At 73.3% G+C, this 17,541-nt stretch carries 14 protein-coding genes; 8 read left to right on the plus strand and 6 right to left on the minus strand.

Annotated features, from left to right (window positions below):
- Positions 1–69: 69 nt before the first annotated feature.
- The 3 genes from ACH4SI_RS29500 to rsmH are packed head-to-tail and all read right to left on the minus strand — an operon-like array spanning position 70 to position 3,567.
- On the minus strand, positions 70–2,052 hold the full coding sequence (locus ACH4SI_RS29500) for a peptidoglycan D,D-transpeptidase FtsI family protein (protein ID WP_398300852.1): 1,983 nt from the start codon (positions 2,050–2,052) through the stop codon (positions 70–72).
- A gap of 4 nt (positions 2,053–2,056) precedes the next feature.
- Positions 2,057–2,611 carry a septum formation initiator family protein gene (locus ACH4SI_RS29505; protein WP_398300854.1) on the minus strand — a complete coding sequence of 185 codons (555 nt, stop codon included), beginning with the start codon at positions 2,609–2,611 and terminating at the stop codon, positions 2,057–2,059.
- Entirely contained in the window at positions 2,608–3,567 is a 960-nt protein-coding gene (rsmH, locus tag ACH4SI_RS29510; RefSeq protein ID WP_398300856.1) for a 16S rRNA (cytosine(1402)-N(4))-methyltransferase RsmH, read from the minus strand. The genes ACH4SI_RS29505 and rsmH overlap by 4 nt, the downstream gene beginning before the upstream one ends.
- 409 nt (positions 3,568–3,976) lie before the next feature.
- Here rsmH and ACH4SI_RS29515 point away from each other — a divergent pair, with 409 nt between their 5' ends.
- The 4 genes from ACH4SI_RS29515 to ACH4SI_RS29530 all read left to right on the plus strand — a co-directional run bounded on the left by ACH4SI_RS29515 (position 3,977) and on the right by ACH4SI_RS29530 (position 9,545).
- Positions 3,977–4,480, plus strand: a complete 504-nt coding sequence (locus ACH4SI_RS29515; protein WP_398300858.1) for a beta-class carbonic anhydrase — start codon at positions 3,977–3,979, stop codon at positions 4,478–4,480.
- Positions 4,481–4,684: 204 nt separating this feature from the next.
- Positions 4,685–5,734: an AAA family ATPase gene (locus tag ACH4SI_RS29520; RefSeq protein WP_398300860.1), complete on the plus strand. Its 1,050-nt coding sequence runs from the start codon at positions 4,685–4,687 to the stop codon at positions 5,732–5,734.
- Positions 5,734–7,122, plus strand: a complete 1,389-nt coding sequence (locus ACH4SI_RS29525) for a DUF58 domain-containing protein (protein ID WP_398300862.1) — start codon at positions 5,734–5,736, stop codon at positions 7,120–7,122. Before ACH4SI_RS29520 ends, ACH4SI_RS29525 begins: the two co-directional genes overlap by 1 nt.
- On the plus strand, positions 7,119–9,545 hold the full coding sequence (locus tag ACH4SI_RS29530) for a transglutaminaseTgpA domain-containing protein (protein WP_398300864.1): 2,427 nt from the start codon (positions 7,119–7,121) through the stop codon (positions 9,543–9,545). Before ACH4SI_RS29525 ends, ACH4SI_RS29530 begins: the two co-directional genes overlap by 4 nt.
- A gap of 122 nt (positions 9,546–9,667) precedes the next feature.
- Here the strand turns inward: ACH4SI_RS29530 and ACH4SI_RS29535 are convergent, their stop codons facing one another.
- The 3 genes from ACH4SI_RS29535 to ACH4SI_RS29545 form a co-directional block, all read right to left on the minus strand.
- Positions 9,668–10,063 (minus strand): DUF3040 domain-containing protein, encoded by a 396-nt coding sequence (locus ACH4SI_RS29535; protein ID WP_009718649.1) that lies wholly within the window; start codon positions 10,061–10,063, stop codon positions 9,668–9,670.
- 276 nt (positions 10,064–10,339) lie between these two features.
- Positions 10,340–11,125 carry a methyltransferase gene (locus ACH4SI_RS29540; RefSeq protein ID WP_398300867.1) on the minus strand — a complete coding sequence of 262 codons (786 nt, stop codon included), beginning with the start codon at positions 11,123–11,125 and terminating at the stop codon, positions 10,340–10,342.
- 110 nt (positions 11,126–11,235) lie between these two features.
- Positions 11,236–11,787: an SAV_6107 family HEPN domain-containing protein gene (locus tag ACH4SI_RS29545; protein ID WP_398300869.1), complete on the minus strand. Its 552-nt coding sequence runs from the start codon at positions 11,785–11,787 to the stop codon at positions 11,236–11,238.
- Positions 11,788–11,992: 205 nt separating this feature from the next.
- Between ACH4SI_RS29545 and ACH4SI_RS29550 the strand changes: the two genes are divergently transcribed.
- The 4 genes from ACH4SI_RS29550 (at position 11,993) to ACH4SI_RS29565 (ending at position 17,534) form a co-directional block, all read left to right on the plus strand.
- Complete coding sequence (locus ACH4SI_RS29550) at positions 11,993–12,805, plus strand: ATP-binding cassette domain-containing protein (RefSeq protein WP_398300871.1); 813 nt, start codon at positions 11,993–11,995, stop codon at positions 12,803–12,805.
- Complete coding sequence (locus ACH4SI_RS29555; RefSeq protein ID WP_398300873.1) at positions 12,777–14,864, plus strand: YhgE/Pip family protein; 2,088 nt, start codon at positions 12,777–12,779, stop codon at positions 14,862–14,864. The genes ACH4SI_RS29550 and ACH4SI_RS29555 overlap by 29 nt, the downstream gene beginning before the upstream one ends.
- Before the next feature lie 61 nt (positions 14,865–14,925).
- Positions 14,926–15,561 carry a TetR/AcrR family transcriptional regulator gene (locus ACH4SI_RS29560; protein WP_398300875.1) on the plus strand — a complete coding sequence of 212 codons (636 nt, stop codon included), beginning with the start codon at positions 14,926–14,928 and terminating at the stop codon, positions 15,559–15,561.
- 416 nt (positions 15,562–15,977) lie between these two features.
- Positions 15,978–17,534 carry a phytoene desaturase family protein gene (locus ACH4SI_RS29565; RefSeq protein WP_398300877.1) on the plus strand — a complete coding sequence of 519 codons (1,557 nt, stop codon included), beginning with the start codon at positions 15,978–15,980 and terminating at the stop codon, positions 17,532–17,534.
- Positions 17,535–17,541: the final 7 nt, after the last annotated feature.

A 17,541-nucleotide genomic window follows, 5' to 3' on the forward strand; every position in this document is an offset into this window, starting at 1 on the left:
GGCGGAGCAGTGGCGCACCGGCCCCTGGTTCCCGGGCTCCGGCGTGATCGTCGTCACGGCTGGACCCGCTCACCGGGCCGGGCTGTAGCTCACGGGGAGCCGCTTGGGCTGCTTACCCGTAGGCGGGACCTGCAACGATTTGAGCGCGAACTCCATGACCTTCTTGTAGACCGGCCCGCAGACCTGCCCACCGAAATAGCTGCCCTTGGTGGGATTCTGCACCGCACAGTAGACCGTGAGGCGCGGTTTGTCGGCAGGTGCGAAACCTGCGAACGAAGCGGTGTAACCGTGATAACGGCCGGTTTTCGGGTCCACGCGGTTGGACGTGCCGGTCTTGCCCGCGACCTGGTAGCCGGGGATCTTCGCCTTGGTGCCGGTGCCCTGCTCGTCGTCCACGACCGATTCGAGCATCTGGGCCAGCGTCTTCGCGGTCTTCGCGCTCACCACGCGGGACTTCTTGGGCGCGGGCGCCGGGGTGAAGTGACCGCCGGGGCCCCTGGTGCCGCTCACCAGGCTGGGGGCGATGCGCAGGCCGCCGTTGGCGACGGTGGAGTAGACGGAGGCCGCCTGGACGGCGTTGAGCGACAGGCCCTGGCCGAAGGGGATGGTGTACTGCTGCGTGGGGCTCCAGTCCCGCGGCTTGGCCAGGATGCCCGAGGTCTCGCCGGGGAGGCCGAGCCCGGTGGGCTGTCCGATGCCGAACCGCCGCAAGTAGGAGTAGAGGATCCGGTTCTTCTGCTTCTCGGTCTTGCCCAGCTGCTCGGTGGCGAGGATGGTGCCGATGTTGCTGGACTTGGCGAGCACCCCGTTGAGGGTGAGGTACCAGGTGGGGTGGTCGATGTCGTCGGCGAAGGCGCGGCCCGCGCGCGGCAGCCGGTTCGGGACCTCCACCTGGGTGTTCCAGCGGGCGGCGCCCTCCTGGAGCACGGCGGCCATCGACATCAGCTTGCTGACGCTGCCCGGTTCGTAGGCGTCGGAGACCGCGGCGTTGCCGAGGGCGTCGCCGTCCGCGGTGGAGATGTCGTTGGGGTCGAAGCCGGGGGCGTTGGCCATGGCCAGCAGCCGTCCGGTACGGGTGTCCTGCACGACGACGTAGCCCCGGTCCGCCTGCGACTTCTTCACCTGGTCGGAGATGGCGCTCTGGGCGGCCCACTGGATGTCGCGGTCGATCGTCAGCTCGACGTCGTTGCCGGGCACCGCGGGCTTCTCGCTGAGGTCCCCGGTGGGCACCTGATGGCCGCCGGACTGGGCGTAGACGCGCTTGCCGTCCTTGCCCGCGAGCTTCTTGTTCAGCTGCTGCTCGATCCCGGCGGCGCCGCGCCCGTCGGCGCCCACGAAGCCCAGGATCGAGGCCGCGAGGTCGCCGCCGGGGTAGACCCGCTTGCTGTGCGACTCCCGGTTGACCCCGGCCAGGACGTTGGTGCCCTTGCCCTTGGCCGCGGCGTCGTCCAGGGCGTTCTTCAGGTCCTTGATCTGGTTCCAGACCTGCGGGGTCTGCTGCCGGGCCAGCACGGCGTACTGCGACTTCGGATTCTCGGTGAGCTTCTTCTCCAGGTCCGCCTCGTTCTTGCCGAGGATCGGCGCGAGGAGGGCGGCCGCCTGCCGGGGCGCGTCCTTGATCTTGGCGTTGCGCGGGGTGAGCAGATCGGGGGCGGCGGTGATGTCGTACGCGTCCACGGTGGTGGCCAGGTTGACGCCGTCGCGGTCGGTGATGGAGCCGCGCTCGGCGGACAGCGTCACCGGGATGTAACGGTTGACGTTGGCCTTGGCGGCGTACGCGGAGGCGTCCACGGCCTGCACCTGGAGCAGCCGTACGACGAAGGCCAGCATGACGAGCGTGAGGCCGAGGCTGATCAGCCGCAGCCGGGGGCGCGGGCTGCCCAGCCGCAGCTGCGCCGGGGCGCCTCCGGGGCGCCCGCCGCGCTGCGCGCCGGGGCGCGGGCCGCGCTCCGAGGGGCGACGCTGCGCCCCCTGGCGCGGGCGGCGGTCGCGGTCGCCGCGCGGTGCCGCCGGGCCGGGCACCCGTCGGCGGGGGTCCTGGGGTCGCGTCACCGTGTCACCTGCCAGGGGCCGGGGTGGTCGGCGCGCCGGTGCCGGCCGCCGGGGTCAGGGGGCGCGCCGGCGCCGGTACGGCCGGGGCCTTGGTGGAGGCCGAGGGGGTGGGCGCCGGGGCGGGGTCGAGCACGAGCGGGGGCAGCGGGCCGGGGGCGTGCGCCACGGAGGGCCGCCCGGTGGCCGGTGCGGGCACCCCGGCGACCGTGCCGTCCGGGTTGAGGAAGGCCGGGCTGCCGCCGGGCACCATGCCCAGTTCCCGGGCGCGCTGCTCCAGCGCGCCGGGGGCGGAGAGCTGGTCGACGTCCTGCTGGAGCGACTGGCGTTCGTCGCTCAGCTCGTCGGTCTGCTTCTCCAGCTTGGTCAGCTCGAACGAACCCTGGTTGAGGGAGGAGTTCAGGAGCAGCAGCGCGATCAGGCCGGTGCCGAGCAGGACGACGACGAGCAGCACGAAGGGCGCGCGCCTGGCCGTGGCCGCCCCCGGCACCGCCCCTTTCGCCAGCCCTTTCGCCCCGGACAGTCCTTTCACCCCCGCCGCGCTCATAGGGCGCGCGCTCATAGGGCGTCCTCGCGAATGCGCTCCGCTCCGCGGAAGCGGGCCGGGGCGGCGCGGCGGTTCTCGGCGATCTCCTCCTCGGTGGGCAGCTCGGCGCCGCGGGTGAGCAGCTTGAGCCGGGGCTGATAGCGCTCCGGGACGATCGGCAGGCCGGGCGGCGCGGTGTTGGCGGCGCCCGCCGCGAGCACCTGCTTGACCAGCCGGTCCTCCAGCGAGTGGTACGACAGCACGGCGATCCGCCCACCCACCGCGAGCGCCGCCACGGCCGCCGGGACGGCCCGCTCCAGAACGGCCAGCTCGCCGTTGACCTCGATGCGCAGCGCCTGGAAGGTGCGCTTGGCGGGGTTGCCGCCGGTGCGCTTGGCGGCCTGCGGCAGGGCCTCGCGGATCAGCTCGACGAGCCGGGCGCTGTTGCTGAACGGCTCCTTGGCGCGCTCCCGGACCACCGCGTCCACGATCTTCTTGGCGAACTTCTCCTCGCCGTACGTCCGCAGGATGCGCACCAGGTCGCCGGGCGGGTAGGTGTTCAGCACCTCGGCGGCACCGATGCCCGTCGTCTGGTCCATCCGCATGTCCAGCGGGGCGTCCTGCGCGTAGGCGAAGCCGCGCCCGGCCTCGTCCAGCTGCATGGAGGAGACGCCGAGGTCGAACAGGACGCCCTGGACGCGCGGCACCCCGAGCCGGTCCAGGACCTCGGGCAGCTCGTCGTAGACGGCGTGCACCAGGGTCGCCCGGTCGCCGTAGGGGGCCAGCCGCTCACCGGCCAGCCGCAGCGCGTCGGGGTCGCGGTCGAGGGCGACGAGCCGGGCCGCTGGGAAGCTGCGCAGCAGCGCCTCGCTGTGCCCCCCGAGGCCGAGCGTGCAGTCGACCACCACCGCGCCGGGTTCGGCGAGGGCGGGGGCCAGCATGTCCAGGCAGCGCTGAAGCATGACGGGAACGTGGAGAGCGTTGCTGCTCATTGCGCTGCTCGTGCGCCCTTCTGAGGGTCGGGCGTGGCGGGTACGCACCGCCGGGTCCCCACCCGCTCCGAAGGGGAAGCGGCCGACTGGCGCCGGGGAAGTGACGTCAGGCGACCGGAGCGGGAGGAGGCCGAGGGGTACGTACGCACCGCGCTCACGCGAAAATTTCCGGGATCCAAGGGGAGCGTCACGCCTCCCACTTCGCGCCACTTTAGTCCACTCGTCCCTTCGGTCAACCAACCGGCCAGCGCGCCCCGCCGACGGAGTGGAAGGCTCGCCCGAGCGTGTGGCGAAAGGGCGCACAGGGGGTGTGGAGTAGCTCACAATCACCCCTTCGGAGCACCCGATGCCCTCGTTTGCGTAACCTAAAGAAAAGACAAAATCCCCTGGTGGGATTAGGGTCATAGCCATGTCGATATCTGTCACCGACCGCTTGGTCGAGGCCAACCGCCAGTACGCCGAGAAGTTCACCGACCCCGGCATGGACGCGCGCCCCGTGCAGCACGTCGCCATCGTCGCCTGCATGGACGCACGTCTCGACCTGCACGAGGCGCTCGGCCTGGAGCTGGGCGACTGCCACACCATCCGCAACGCGGGCGGCGTGGTCACCGACGACATCATCCGTTCCCTGACCATCAGCCAGCGCGCGCTGGGCACCCGCAGCGTCGTGCTGATCCACCACACCGGCTGCGGCCTGCTGAACCTCACCGAGGACTTCCGGCACGAGCTGGAGGAGGAAGTGGGCCAGCGGCCGTCGTGGGCGGTCGAGGCGTTCAAGGACCTGGACGCCGACGTGCGCCAGTCGATGGAGCGGGTGCGCACCTCGCCGTTCCTGCTGCACCGCGACGATGTGCGGGGCTTCGTTTTCGATGTGACGACCGGTCTGCTGCGCGAGGTCGAACCGCGCAGCTGAGTGGATTTTCACTCCTAACTCGTACAAGCGTGACAAATAACCCCGGGTTATCCACAGCCGAGTGACGCGAGACGGCGAAGACCGCAAGAATGCGTAGATGACATCGTCCCCCGCAACCCCGCGGGGGATGGTGCCAGCGTTTGCGGTGGGCCGGTCCGTCCCTTGGTGGACACTCGGCCCTGAGAACGGGCCGAGGAGGGCCGGGTGACGACCTATGACGAACGAGCGAGCCTCAGCGATCTGACCACCACAGCGGAGCGGGTCCGCCGGTCGGTGGAGGGTGTGATCGAGGGCAAGCCCGAGGTCGTGCGGCTTTCGCTGACCGTGCTGCTCGCCGAGGGGCATCTGCTGATCGAGGATGTCCCGGGCGTGGGCAAGACCATGCTCGCCAAGGCGCTCGCGCGGTCCATCGACTGCTCGGTGCGCCGTATCCAGTTCACCCCCGACCTGCTGCCGTCGGACATCACCGGGGTGAGCATCTACGACCAGCAGCGCAAGGAATTCGAATTCAAACCGGGCGCGATCTTCGCCCAGATCGTCATCGGCGACGAGATCAACCGCGCCTCGCCCAAGACGCAGTCCGCGCTCCTTGAATCGATGGAAGAGCGCCAGGTCACCATCGACGGGAAGAGCTACGAACTGCCCGGCCCCTTCATGGTGGTGGCCACCCAGAACCCGATCGAGATGGAGGGCACCTACCCGCTGCCCGAGGCGCAGCGCGACCGCTTCATGGCGCGCGTCTCCATCGGCTACCCCAGCCCGCAGGCGGAGCTGGAGATGCTGGATGTGCACGGCGGGGTCTCCCCGCTGGACGACATGCAGCCGGTCGCGCACGCCCACGAGATCGTCAAGCTGGTCGAGGCGGTGCGCTCGGTGCACGTCGCCGAGGCCATCCGGCGGTATGCGGTGGACCTGGTGTCCGCCACCCGCAACCACCCCGATCTGCGGCTCGGCGCCTCGCCCCGGGCCACCCTGCACCTGCTGCGGGCCGCCAAGGCGGCGGCCGCGCTGGCCGGGCGGGACTTCGCCCTCCCCGACGATGTGCAGTCGCTCGCCGTCCCCGTGCTGGCCCACCGGCTGCTGCCCACCGCCCAGGCCCAGCTGAACCGGCGCACCGCGGAGCAGGTCGTCGGCGACATCCTGCAGCGCACCCCGCTGCCCACCTCCGGGCAGCGGAGCGGCGGACCGGTGCCCCCGGTGCCCTCCATGCCCCCGGTCGACTACGGGCAGCAGCCGGGCGCACGGAGGCTGTGATGACCACAGGGGGGACGGGTGCGGGCCCTGGGAGCGCCGGAGGCGGGGAGGAGCGGGGCACGATCCGGGCGGCGCTCGCCGGGCTGACCACCCGCGGCCGGTCCTTCCTTGCCGCCGGGGTCGCCGCCGCGGTGTGCAGCTATGTGCTGGGCCAGGCCGATCTGCTGCGGGTGGGACTGCTGCTGGCGGCGCTGCCCCTGGTGTGCGTGGCCGTCGTCCACCGCACCCGGTACCGGGTGGCGGGCAGCCGTCGGCTCGCGCCCGCGCGGGTCCCGGCGGGCTCCGAGGCCCGGGTGCATCTGCGGATGGACAACGTCTCGCGGCTGCCCACCGGGCTGCTCATGCTCCAGGACCGGGTGCCGTATGTGCTGGGGCCGCGCCCCCGCTTCGTGCTGGACCGGGTGGAGCCGGGCGGCCGCCGCGAGGTGTCCTACCGGGTCCGCTCCGATCTGCGCGGCCGCTATCCGCTGGGCCCGCTGCAGCTGCGGCTCAACGACCCGTTCGGGATGTGTGAGCTGACCCGCTCCTTCAGCGCGTACGACACGCTCACCGTGGTGCCCCCGGTCGAGCCGCTGCCCGCGGTGCCGCTGACCGGCGAGGCCGCGGGTTACGGGGACGGGCGGCACCGCTCGCTGGCCCTGGCCGGTGAGGACGATGTGATCCCACGCGGCTATCGCCACGGCGACGACCTGCGCCGGGTCCACTGGCGGTCCACCGCGCGCTACGGAGAGCTGATGGTGCGCCGTGAGGAGCAGCCGCAGCGCGCCCACTGCACAGTGCTGCTGGACACCCGGGGCTACGCCTACGAGGGCGCGGGGCCCGACTCCCCCTTCGAGTGGGCGGTGTGCGGCGCGGCCTCGGCCGCGGTGCACCTGCTGGAGCGGGGCTACGCGGTCCGGCTGCTGACCGACACCGGAAGCTCGGTGCCAGGGCCGGACGGCGGAGGCGGATTCACCGGTTCCACGCATGACTCCGCGGAGACGGCCGGGCTGATGCTGGACACCCTCGCGGTGGTGGACCACTCCGACGAGGACGGGCTCTCCCTCGCGTACGACGTGCTGGGCGGCGGGGGCGAGGGCCTGCTGGTGGCCTTCCTCGGCGATCTGGACGAGGAGCAGGCCGCGCTCGTCGGGCGGATGCGGCACCGCTCCACGGCCGCGGTGGCGTTCGTCATGGACGGCCCGGCCTGGTCGCGGGGGGTGGAGCCCGCCGACCCGCGGCAGTTGGAGGACGCGCTGCGCGGGCTGCGCGAAGCGGGGTGGACGGCGCTGCCGGTCACCCCGGGCGCCTCGATGGCGGAGCTGTGGCGGCAGGCCGACAGGCAGGGCGCCATCCGGGCCGACGCCGGGCGTTCGGGCATCGGCGGCATGACAGGGAGCTGGGGATGAGTGGGAGCGTTCGGCTGGCCGTCTGCGCGGCGCTGGCCACGGCGGCGGCCGCGTGCGCGCTGCTGCCGCTGGTGAATCCGGCCGGGTGGCTGCTGCAGGCCGTCCTGCTTCTGGCGGTCCAGACCGCGGCGGGCGTGGCCGCCCGCCGGGTGCCGCTGGCCCGTCCGCTGACGGTGGCGGGGCAGGGCGTGGTGATGCTGCTGCTGCTCACGGTCGTCTTCGCGTCCGGGCAGGCGTTCGCCGGGGTGCTGCCGAGCCCGGAGGCCCTCCACGAGTTCGCGCTGCTGCTGCGCGAGGGCACCAGCGACGTCGGGCAGTACGCGACCCCGGCTCCCGTCACCGACGGCATCCGGCTGCTGCTGGTCGGCGGGGTGCTGCTGATAGGGCTGGTGGTCGACGCGCTCGCGGTGACCTACCGCAGCGCGGCCCCCGCCGGGCTGCCGCTGCTGGCGCTGTACTCGGTCGCGGCGGGTCTGTCGGACGACGGCAGCGACTGGGTGTGGTTCCTGGTGGCGGCGGCCGGCTATCTGCTGCTGCTCCTGGCCGAGGGCCGGGACCGGCTCTCCCAGTGGGGCCGCGTCTTCAGCGGCGGCGCCCCGCGCGCGCCGGGCATGCCGCCCTCGGGGCCGGTCGGAGCCGGTGGCGGCCCGGCCGCAACCCCGGTGCGGGCCGGTCACCGGATCGGCGTGCTGGCGCTGGGCATCGCGGTCGCGGTGCCCGCGGTGCTGCCGTCCCTGGACGGCGGGCTGCTGGACCGGCAGGGCAGCGGCGGCGGGCCGAGCGGCGGCGGCACCATCTCGGCGGTGAATCCGCTGGTGTCGCTCCAGGACAGCCTGAACCAGCCGGAGAACAGGGAGGTGCTGCGGTACCGCACCTCCTCGCAGACCACCCAGGACATGTATCTGCGGATCGTGGCGCTCGACAAGTTCGACGGCGCCTCGTGGAAGTCGTCGGAGCGGCACGTCACCGATGTGCCGGGCCGGCTGCCGGCGCCGACCGGCCTCGGCCCCGCGGTCCGGACCACCTCCGTGGACACGTCCATCTCGGCCGCCGAGTGGTATGCGCAGAACTGGCTGCCCCTCCCCTACCCGGCCGACAAGGTGCAGATCGACGGGCGCTGGCGGTACGAGCCCGAGGGCCGCACCCTGGTCGGCGACCGCGGCCAGACCACCCGGGGCGCCCGCTACCGGGTGACCAGCCTGCTGGTGGAGCCGACCGCCGACCAGCTGGCCTCCGCCCCGCCTCCCAACCCGCGGCTGGTGCGCGAGTACACCGAGGTGCCGGACTCGTTGCCGCCCGTGGTCGCCCGGACCGCGCGCGAGGTGACCTCGGGCGCGTCCAACGCGTACGAGAAGGCGGTCAAGCTCCAGGACTGGTTCGCGGTGAACGGGGGCTTCCGGTACGACACCGAGGTGCAGTCCGGCAGCGGTTCGGCCGCCATCGCGAAGTTCCTGAAACAGAAGGCGGGATTCTGCGTCCACTTCTCCTTCTCCATGGCGGCGATGGCCCGCACGCTGGGCATACCGGCGCGGGTGGCCGTCGGGTTCACCCCCGGCACCTCGCAGGCGGACGGTTCGGTGTCGGTCGGCCTCAAGGACGCGCACGCCTGGCCCGAGCTGTACTTCGAGGGGGTCGGCTGGACCCGCTTCGAGCCCACGCCGAGCCGTGGCACCCAGCCCGACTACACGATGGAGCAGACGCCGTCGGGCGAGGTCCCCGACGAGCCGTCGACCGACCCGAGCACCAGTTCCGAGCCGACGGCCGCGCCGTCCGCCTCGGACAGCTGCCCACCGGAGCTGCGGAAGCAGGGCGGCTGCGAGGCCGCCGCGCCCCAGCAGCCCGGTGACGGCGCCTCGGGCGGCGGCTTGTCGGTGACCACGGTCACCAGTTGGAGTTCGCTGGCGGTGCTGCTGCTCGTGGTGCCGCTGCTGCCCATGCTGTGGCGGCGGAGAGTCCGGGCCCGCAGACTGGACGGCTCCGGTGGGCGCACCGAACAGGACGCCGCCGACCGGGTCCTGGCCGCCTGGCACGAACTGACCGATACGGCCTGGGACTTCGGCGTCCTCCCGGACGACTCCCAGACCTCGCGCAAGGCCGTGGCCCGGATCGTGCGGGAGGCCGAGCTGGACGACGAGGCGAGCCGGGCGGCGCAGCGGGTGGCCGCGGCGGTCGAGCAGGTGCTGTACGCGCCGCGGCCGGGACCGGTCGCCGGGGTCGCCGACGATGTGCGGCGCGTCCTGGCCGGTCTCCGGGCCGGGGCCGGGCGCCGGGAGCGGTTGCGGGCGCTGCTGGCCCCGCGCTCGGCGGTCCAGGTGGTGTGGGCGGGCTCCCGCCGCTGGTCCGCGCTGGTCGAGCGGTGGGGAGCGCCCCGGTGGGCACGGTGGGCGGCCCAGCTGCGCGGCCCCCGCGGCGAGCGGGGCTGAGCCGGCCCCTCATCCTCATCGGCCTCCGGGGTCCGGGAGGTCGATGAGGGTGGGCCTGGCTCCGGTGCACGACATGGGTGAGGGGCGGTCGCCGATGGCGACCGCCCCTCACCCATGAGTTCTCAGTGGCCCTGCTCGTCGCGGCGGCGCTGCCACCGCTCCTCGATCCGGTCCATCATCGAGCGGCGCTGACGGCCCTGACGGCGGGGCGGCCCGGCCCCACCCGCCCGCTGCGCCTCGCCCGGCTTGGGCGCCTTGCGCCAGCCCGTCACGGCGAGCACCGCACACCCCAGCATGATGAGGAAGCCCACCACGCTGATCCAGATCTGCGGAACGATCACTCCGACCATCAGGAGCGCGATGCCGACCAGAAATCCCGCGACCGCCTGGTAGACCCGTCGCCGGGTGTACGTGCGCAGGCCGCTTCCCTCAAGCGTTGTCGCGAACTTGGGATCTTCGGCGTACAACGCTCGCTCCATTTGCTCGAGCATGCGCTGCTCGTGCTCCGAGAGCGGCACGGAGTCCTCCTACTCGTCGGTCGCGGGGGGCGACCGGGGTGCGACCCTTTCAGGATAGGCAGGGAATCGCCCCCGTGAAACCCGCCCCTCAGCGCCAATTCGCCCACCGTTACGTGCGTGACGAAAGTTGACGCTGAGACGTCCATTCCCCTCCCGCCGATTCGCCATGCCGGACGGTGTACCCCGATCATACGGGGCCGGAAGGCCGAGCGGGTGCCCTGTGGCCTACTCCACCTGCGCCGTCCGTCACGGGGCGGGGAGGGATCGGCGGGGTCGTCAGTCGCGCTCCGCGAGGACGTGCAGCTGGGTGGCGACCGAGTGGAAGGCGGGCAGCTCGGCGGCGGCCTCCTCCAGGCGCAGCAGCGCGTCGAGGGCGCCGGGCTCGGTGTCGACGAGCACTCCGGGAACCAGATCGGCGAAAACCCGTACGCCGTGCACGGCGGCGATTTCCAGCCCGGCCGCGGCCACCAGCCCGGACAGCTGGTCGGCGGTGAAGCGGCGCGGCACGGGGTCGCCGTCGCCCCAGCGGCCGTCCGGGCCGGTAAGCGCTTGCCGAGCCTCGGTGAAGTGTCCGGCCAGGGCACGCGCGAGCACGGCGCCGCCCAGCCCCGCGGCGAGCACGCTGAGGGTGCCGGCCGGGCGCAGCGCGTCCGCCGCGTTCCGCAGGCCCTCGGCGGGGTCGTCCACGTACTCCAGCACGCCATGGCACAGGACCACGTCGTAGCCACCGCGCTCGACCACGTCGAACAGGCCGTGGGCGTCACCCTGGACGCCGCGCACCCGGTCGGCGACCCCGGCCTCGGCGGCCCGCCGCTCCAGCGCGAACAGCGCGTTGGGGCTGGGGTCGACGACCGTGACGCGGTGACCCAGCCGGGCGACCGGCACGGCGAAGTTGCCGCTGCCGCCCCCGGTGTCGAGCACGTCGAGCACCCCGTGCGCGGCCCCCTCGGCCCCCGCTGCCGCCCCGCCCGCGGCCTTGGCCCGCCGTTCCAGGGCGTCTTTCAGTACCTCCCACACCACGGCGGTACGGAGGGACGCACGGGGGCGCTGCGGGTCTGACACGGCGGGTGGCTCCTCGGCGCGGTGCCGTCGCCGCGGGGGCGGCGACGACGGGTTACTGACGTCGCTACCAGCCTATTGCCTCCGGAGCCCGGGCCGGTCCCGCGGTGGTTTCAGCGACCCGGCTCCCCGTCCGCCGACGGGGCCTGCCGGGGCAGCGTGGGCTGGAGCACGAGCATCCGCTCGACCAGCCGCAGGAACATGGCGGCGGCGCGCAGCAGATCGTCCGCGTCCCGGCAGCCGGCCGCGCCCCGTATACCGGCCTCGGCGCGGGCCCGGCGCTCGGCGCCGGCGGCGAACAGGGCGCTCCACTCGGTCAGTTCGGGGGCGACCTCCGGCAGCACGTCCCAGGTGCTGCGGATCCGGGCGCGGCGCCGGGCGGTGGTCTCGGGGCGGCCCCGCACGGCGAGCACGGCGGCCGCCGTGCGCAGGGCCGCCAGATGTGCGGTGGCAAATCGCTCGTTCGCGGTCTCCAGCGCGGCGGCCTCCTCCAGCCCCTGGTGGGCCTGGGTGAGCAGGTCGAGTGCGGCGGGCGGGGCCGCGGAGCGGCGCAGAACGGGGTGGACGTCGCTCGCGGGGCCGGTCGGCGAAGGGGCGGGGGCAGGGGCAGGGGTAGAGGCAGGGGCGGCGGCACGGTGTCGGCGCTCTGCGGCGGTACTGGCCATGACGAACCTCCTGTCGTCGCGTGGTGGCCCGGTCGTGTGACGGAGCGGCCACCGTATGGATCCATCGTGGGACACACCACTGACAATCGGCCCTGACCTGCGATTTTCCCCTCTGACCCGGCCCCGACGCGGCCGTCACCCCGCGATGCCGCATACTGAATTGAACTGACTGGTCAGTGCAAAAAGTTGATGATTCACACAGGGAGTGGTTCTCGTGACGGGCACCCCGGACAGGGGCGCCGGAGCGGCGGTGACGGCCGGCGGACTCGGCGTCAAGGGCTCACACGGCTGGGCGTATCGCGAGGTCGACGTCACCGCTGACCCCGGCGCGCTGATCGCGGTCGAGGGTCCCTCGGGCTCCGGCCGCACCTGCCTGCTGCTCACCCTCACCGGCCGGATGCGCCCCACCGCCGGGGAGGCCGCCGTCGGCGGCTTCCGGGTGCCCCGGCAGATGCGGCGTATTCGCCGGATCAGCGCGCTCGCCCATGTGCCCGGCGTCAGCGAACTCGAACCGGCGCTGACGGTCGCCGAGCATCTGCGCGAGCGGGCCCTGCTCCAGCGCCGGTTCGGGGACTCGCCGCGCGGGCTGCTGCGGCCGCGCCGGGAGCGCGCCGCCGCCTCCCGGGCCGCGATCGAGGCGGCCCTCACGGCGGCGGGGCTCGACCTGGAGGCGCTGCCCAAGGGGTCCCGTACGGCCGTACGGGACCTGGAACGGCTGGAGGCGCTGCGGCTGTCGGTGGCGCTCGCGCTGGTCTCCCGGCCGCGGCTGCTGGCCGTGGACGACACCGACCTGAAGCTCTCGGACGCCGCGCGCGAGCGGGCCTGGGCGCTGCTGCGGGGGATCGCGGAGAGCGGCGTCACGGTCCTCGCGGTGTGCAGCCAGGCCCCGGAGGGTGCCGTGGTGGTCTCGACCGTCATGGAGCCCCGGGACGACGGCGAACACGACGATGGGCGCGACGACGAGCACGACGACGAGGAGGGGGCGGCGGATGCGCTCGCCGAAACTGGCCGCGCTTGAGCTGAAGCGGTTCGGCAGGGGAAAGCTGCCCCGGGCGGCGCTCGCCGCCCTGCTCCTGCTGCCCCTGTTGTACGGCGCGCTCTATCTGTGGTCCTTCTGGGATCCGTACGGCAAGCTCGACAAGATCCCGGTGGCGCTCGTCGACTCCGACAGCGGCGCCACCGTGAAGGGCAAGCACCTCACCGCGGGCGACGACCTCACCGAACGGCTGCTCGGCAGCAGCAAGAGCTTCGACTGGCACCGCACCAGCGCCGCCGAGGCGCGCGAGGGCGTCGAGAACGGCACGTACTACCTGTCGCTGACCGTGCCCGAGGACTTCAGCAAGCGGATCGCCTCCAGCTCCGGCGGGAGCCCGGAGACCGGCGCCCTCAAGGTGCGCACCAACGACGCCAACAACTACATCGTCGGCCAGATCTCCCGCAGCGTCTTCTCCGAGGTGCGCGCGGCGGCCTCCACCAAGGCGTCCCGGGGCTTCTACGACAACATCTTCGTCTCCTTCGCGGACATCCACGGCCGGACCGAGAAGGCCGCCAAGGGCGCCGACGAGCTGGGCCGGGGCATCGGCAAGGCCAGGACGGCCGCGGGTGACCTCGCCAAGGGCCTGGGCACGGCGAAGAAGGGCACCCACGGCCTGACGTCCGGGCTGCGCAAGCTCAACAAGGGCGCCGGGACGCTGGACACGGGCGCGGGCGGTGTCGCCGACGGCACCCAGACCCTGGCGGACACGGTGAACGACGTATCGGCAAAGGCCGGTCCGTTCCTCAAGAAGCACGGCAAGGAGATCGGCGACGTCGCCCGGCTGGTCGCGGACGCCTCCCAGCGGGCGTCCGACACCATGGACGACCTCCCCGAGGCGGCCTCCACCGCCGCCACCGACGCCCGTCAGGCGTCCGACGAACTCGCCGCCGACTACCGGACCCGCTGCGAGGGGCCCGTCACCACCACCCCCGACTGCCCGGCGCTGAAGAAGGCGGTAGGGGCGGCCGACCGCGCCGCCGATGTGGCCGAGGACGTCAACCAGCTCGTCAAGGACAACACCGGGCAACTCGACACCCTCACGGACGACTTGAACGATCTGCACGACAAGGCGCTTCTGCTCGCGGACAAGGCCCCGCACCTGGGCACCGACCTCGACTCCGCGGTCAAGAAGGTCAACGCCCTCAACTCCGGCGCGCACAAGGTCGCCAAGGGCGCGGGCAAGCTGCACACCGGGCTGACCACCGCCCACGGCGCGGCGTCCACCCTCGACAGCGGCGTCGGCGAGCTGCGCACCGGGGCGACCTCCCTGAAGGGCGGACTGGTCAAGCTGGCCGACGGCTCCGGCACGCTCTCCGGCGGGCTGCACGACGGTGCCCAGCAGATCCCCGCGTACGACAAGCACGACCGGGACGCCCGTACGGGAGTGATGGCCGACCCCGTCCAGCTCGTCAACCACGCGCTGCACAAGGCACCCAACTACGGCACCGGTTTCGCGCCGTACTTCATCCCGCTGTCCCTGTGGGTCGGTGCGATGGTGGCCTACATGCTGATCCCGCCGCTCAACGGCCGGGCGGTCGCCGCCGGAGCCTCCTCCTGGCGCGTCGCGGTCGCCGGATGGCTGCCCGTCGCCGCGATCGGCGCGCTCCAGACGGCGGCGCTGATGGCCGTGCTGCACTGGGCGGTGGGGCTGCAGATGGTGCGGGCCGCGGGCACGATCGGCTTCCTGATGCTGGTGGCCGCCTGTTTCGCGGCGATCGTGCAGTGGCTGAACGCCCGCTTCGGACCGGCCGGGCGGATCCTCGTGCTGGCGCTGCTGATGCTCCAGCTGACCTCGGCGGGCGGCACCTATCCGGTGCAGACCAGCCCCCGGTTCTTCAACGCCATCCACCCCTTCCTGCCGATGAGCTACGTCGTGGACGGGCTGCGGCGGCTCATCACGGGCGGCGGGCTCGGCCCGGTGTGGGTCGCGTGCGGGGTGCTGTGCGGCTTCGGCGCGGCCGCGCTCGCGCTCACCGCGTGGTCGGCGCGGCGCAGGCAGGTATGGTCGGTCGACCGGCTGCACCCCGAGCTGTCCCTATGAGCGCCGGGTCTGTGAGCGCCCTGTGAGCGGGACCACTCCGGCAGCGGGCAGAATCGACGCCATGGACAGCAGCAGCACGCGCCGCCAGGGCACCCGGCAGAAACTCTTCGAGGCAGCGGTCACCCTCATCGCCGAACAGGGCTTCTCGTCCACCACCGTGGACGAGATCGCCGAGCGGGCGGGGGTGGCCAAAGGCACGGTGTACTACAACTTCGCGTCGAAGACCGTGCTCTTCGAGGAGCTGCTGCGGCACGGCGTCGAACTGCTGACGGCCTCGCTCCAGAGCGCAGCCGACGAGAACGCCGAGCGCGGCGGCAGCCATGTGGACGCGCTGGACGCCATGGTCCGGGCCGGTCTGCACTTCATCTCCCGCTATCCGGCCCTGACCCAGCTGTACGTGGCCGAGCTGTGGCGCACCAACCGAGCCTGGCAGTCGACCCTGATGATGGTCAGGCAGCAGGCCATAGCGGTCATCGAGACCGAGCTGCGGGCCGGGGTGGCGGCGCGGGAGCTGAGCGACGACATCGACATCCCGCTGACCGCCTCGGCACTGTTCGGGATGGTGCTGGTGGCCGCACTCGACTGGCAGTCCTACCAGCCGGAGCGGTCGCTGGACGATGTCCACGCCGCCCTGTCCCGGCTGTTGCAGGGGCGGGTGGGCGGAGCCCTGGTCAAGGAGGCTCCGGCTTCGGGCTGACGCCGCCGCGCGGCAGCGCCGAACAGCGGCTGCCGCACAGCGGTCGCCCGCACGAAACAGAAGGCGCTGTTCCGGAGCGGTTCGACCCCCATCGACCCGCCTCGGAACAGCGCCTCCCCCCGTACTTCCCCCGTTTCCCCCGTACTTCCCCCGTCTTCCCCCGTGAGAGCCCCCGGGGCGGATTCCCCGGCGGCTCCCCCGTCCGGAAGGGCACCGTTCCGTTCCGCCGCCCCGTGTCGGCGGTCCGGTCCGCGTCCTTCCGTGTGCTCCACTCTCTCGTTCGCGGGGGCGGCCGCCCATCCGCGCGCCTACTCATCTCGCCGACTGAGTACGGGTACTCAGTCGGCGCGCACATGCCCAGGGTTCGCCCGGGGACGGGCGCGGGGCTGTCGGTGGGGCCGGATAAAGTCACTGGCATGGCACGGATTGCGGTGATCGGCGCCGGCATGGGCGCCATGGCGGCCGCCGCCCGGCTGGCCGTCGCGGGCCACCGGGTGGTGGTGTACGAGCGCGGGCGGACCCATGGCGGCGGGGTCGGGCTGTTCGAGAAGGACGGGTTCCGTTTCGATACGGGCCCGGGTCTTCTGCGGCTGCCCGCCGTCTACCGGGACCTGTTCGTGAAGACCGGCAAGGAGACCCTGGAGCAGACCGTCCGGCTCACCCAGGTCGACCCGGCGGTACGGCACCTCTTCGCCGACGGCACGGACGTCCTGCTGCCCAACGCCTCGCGCGCCGGGGTGGTCCAGGCGCTGGACGGCGCCTTCGGCGCGGGCGCGGGCGAGCGCTGGAGCGATCTGGTCAACCGGGCGCGCGAGGTGTGGGACGCCACTCGCAGGCCGCTGCTGGAGGAGCCGCTGCGCACCGACTGGCGGGTGCTGGGCAGCGATCCGTATCCGGCGGCCGCCCCCGCGCGGCGTGGCCGGTTCGGCGGGCTCTTCGGGCGCGGCGGTGGCCATCCGCGGGTGCCCACCCTGGCCGAGGTGGCGCGGCGCGAGCTGGCGGATCCGCGCGCCGCCGCCCTGCTGGAGAGCCATGCGCTCGCCCATGGCCTGGACCCGCGCACCGCCCCCGCGAGCGCCACCGTGCTGCCCTATGTGGAGCAGACCTTCGGCACCTGGTACGTCGGCGGCGGCATGCGGGCGCTCGCCGACGCGCTGTACGAGCGCTGCGGCAAGCGAAAGGTGGAGTTCCGCTTCGAGGCGGAGGTCACCGGCATCGTCGAGAAGGACGGCCGGGCGGCGGGCGTCGAGTTGGCCGACGGCACGGTCGCCGAGGCGGACACGGTGGTCTCGGACATCGACCCGGCGCTGCTGCCCGCCCTGCTCGGCGGCCAGGAGCCGTGGCGGGAGGGCGAGGACGTGCGGCCCGGGCCGGGGCCCGGCGGAGGTCCGGCCGGCCGGCTCAGCGTCTTCCTGGCGCTGCGCGGCGGCCGCCCGGGGGACGCGGTGCACCGGACCGTGGTGCACACCCCGGACCGCGAGGCGGAGCTGACCGCCGTCTTCGGCGAACGCAATCCCAGCTGTCCGCGCCCGACGGTGACCGTCCTGCGCCCGGACGATCCCGCGACCCGCCCCGACGACGGCCACGAGGCCGTCACCCTCAGCGCGGTCGTCGCCCCGCACGGGCCGGTCGACTGGGCCGACGGGGAGGCCGTCGCGCAGGGCGCGGACCGGCTGATCACGGCCGCCGAAGCGGCCATACCGGGGCTGCGGGACCGGATCCTGTGGCGCGAGGTCCGCACCCCCCGCGACACCGCCGCCGACACCGGTGTCGCGGGCGGCTCCGTGCCCGGCCCGGCGCTGGCCGGTGCCGAGGGCAGGTATCTGCGCCCGGCCAACGTCACCCGGCTCCCGGGCCTCTATCTGGCGGGCGGCTGGTCCCACCCGGGCGGCGGGCTGGCCCACGCCGGAATGTCGGGCGCGCTGGTGGCGGGCCTGATCGTCGAGGGCCAGGACTGGCGCGGCTCACAGTAGGCCGCGC

Source organism: Streptomyces sp. NPDC021212 (assembly GCF_044332925.1).
Lineage (GTDB): Bacteria > Actinomycetota > Actinomycetes > Streptomycetales > Streptomycetaceae > Streptomyces.

What these genes read in the sequence shown, in the direction of transcription:
- ACH4SI_RS29505 (WP_398300854.1), bottom strand. Translation starts at nt 2,611, where the DNA reads ATGAGCGCGCGCCCTATGAGCGCGGCGGGGGTGAAAGGACTGTCCGGG.
- ACH4SI_RS29555 (WP_398300873.1), top strand. Translation starts at nt 12,777, where the DNA reads ATGCGCTCGCCGAAACTGGCCGCGCTTGAGCTGAAGCGGTTCGGCAGG.
- rsmH (WP_398300856.1), bottom strand. Translation starts at nt 3,567, where the DNA reads ATGAGCAGCAACGCTCTCCACGTTCCCGTCATGCTTCAGCGCTGCCTG.
- ACH4SI_RS29525 (WP_398300862.1), top strand. Translation starts at nt 5,734, where the DNA reads ATGACCACAGGGGGGACGGGTGCGGGCCCTGGGAGCGCCGGAGGCGGG.
- ACH4SI_RS29565 (WP_398300877.1), top strand. Translation starts at nt 15,978, where the DNA reads ATGGCACGGATTGCGGTGATCGGCGCCGGCATGGGCGCCATGGCGGCC.
- ACH4SI_RS29545 (WP_398300869.1), bottom strand. Translation starts at nt 11,787, where the DNA reads ATGGCCAGTACCGCCGCAGAGCGCCGACACCGTGCCGCCGCCCCTGCC.
- ACH4SI_RS29560 (WP_398300875.1), top strand. Translation starts at nt 14,926, where the DNA reads ATGGACAGCAGCAGCACGCGCCGCCAGGGCACCCGGCAGAAACTCTTC.
- ACH4SI_RS29530 (WP_398300864.1), top strand. Translation starts at nt 7,119, where the DNA reads ATGAGTGGGAGCGTTCGGCTGGCCGTCTGCGCGGCGCTGGCCACGGCG.
- ACH4SI_RS29515 (WP_398300858.1), top strand. Translation starts at nt 3,977, where the DNA reads ATGTCGATATCTGTCACCGACCGCTTGGTCGAGGCCAACCGCCAGTAC.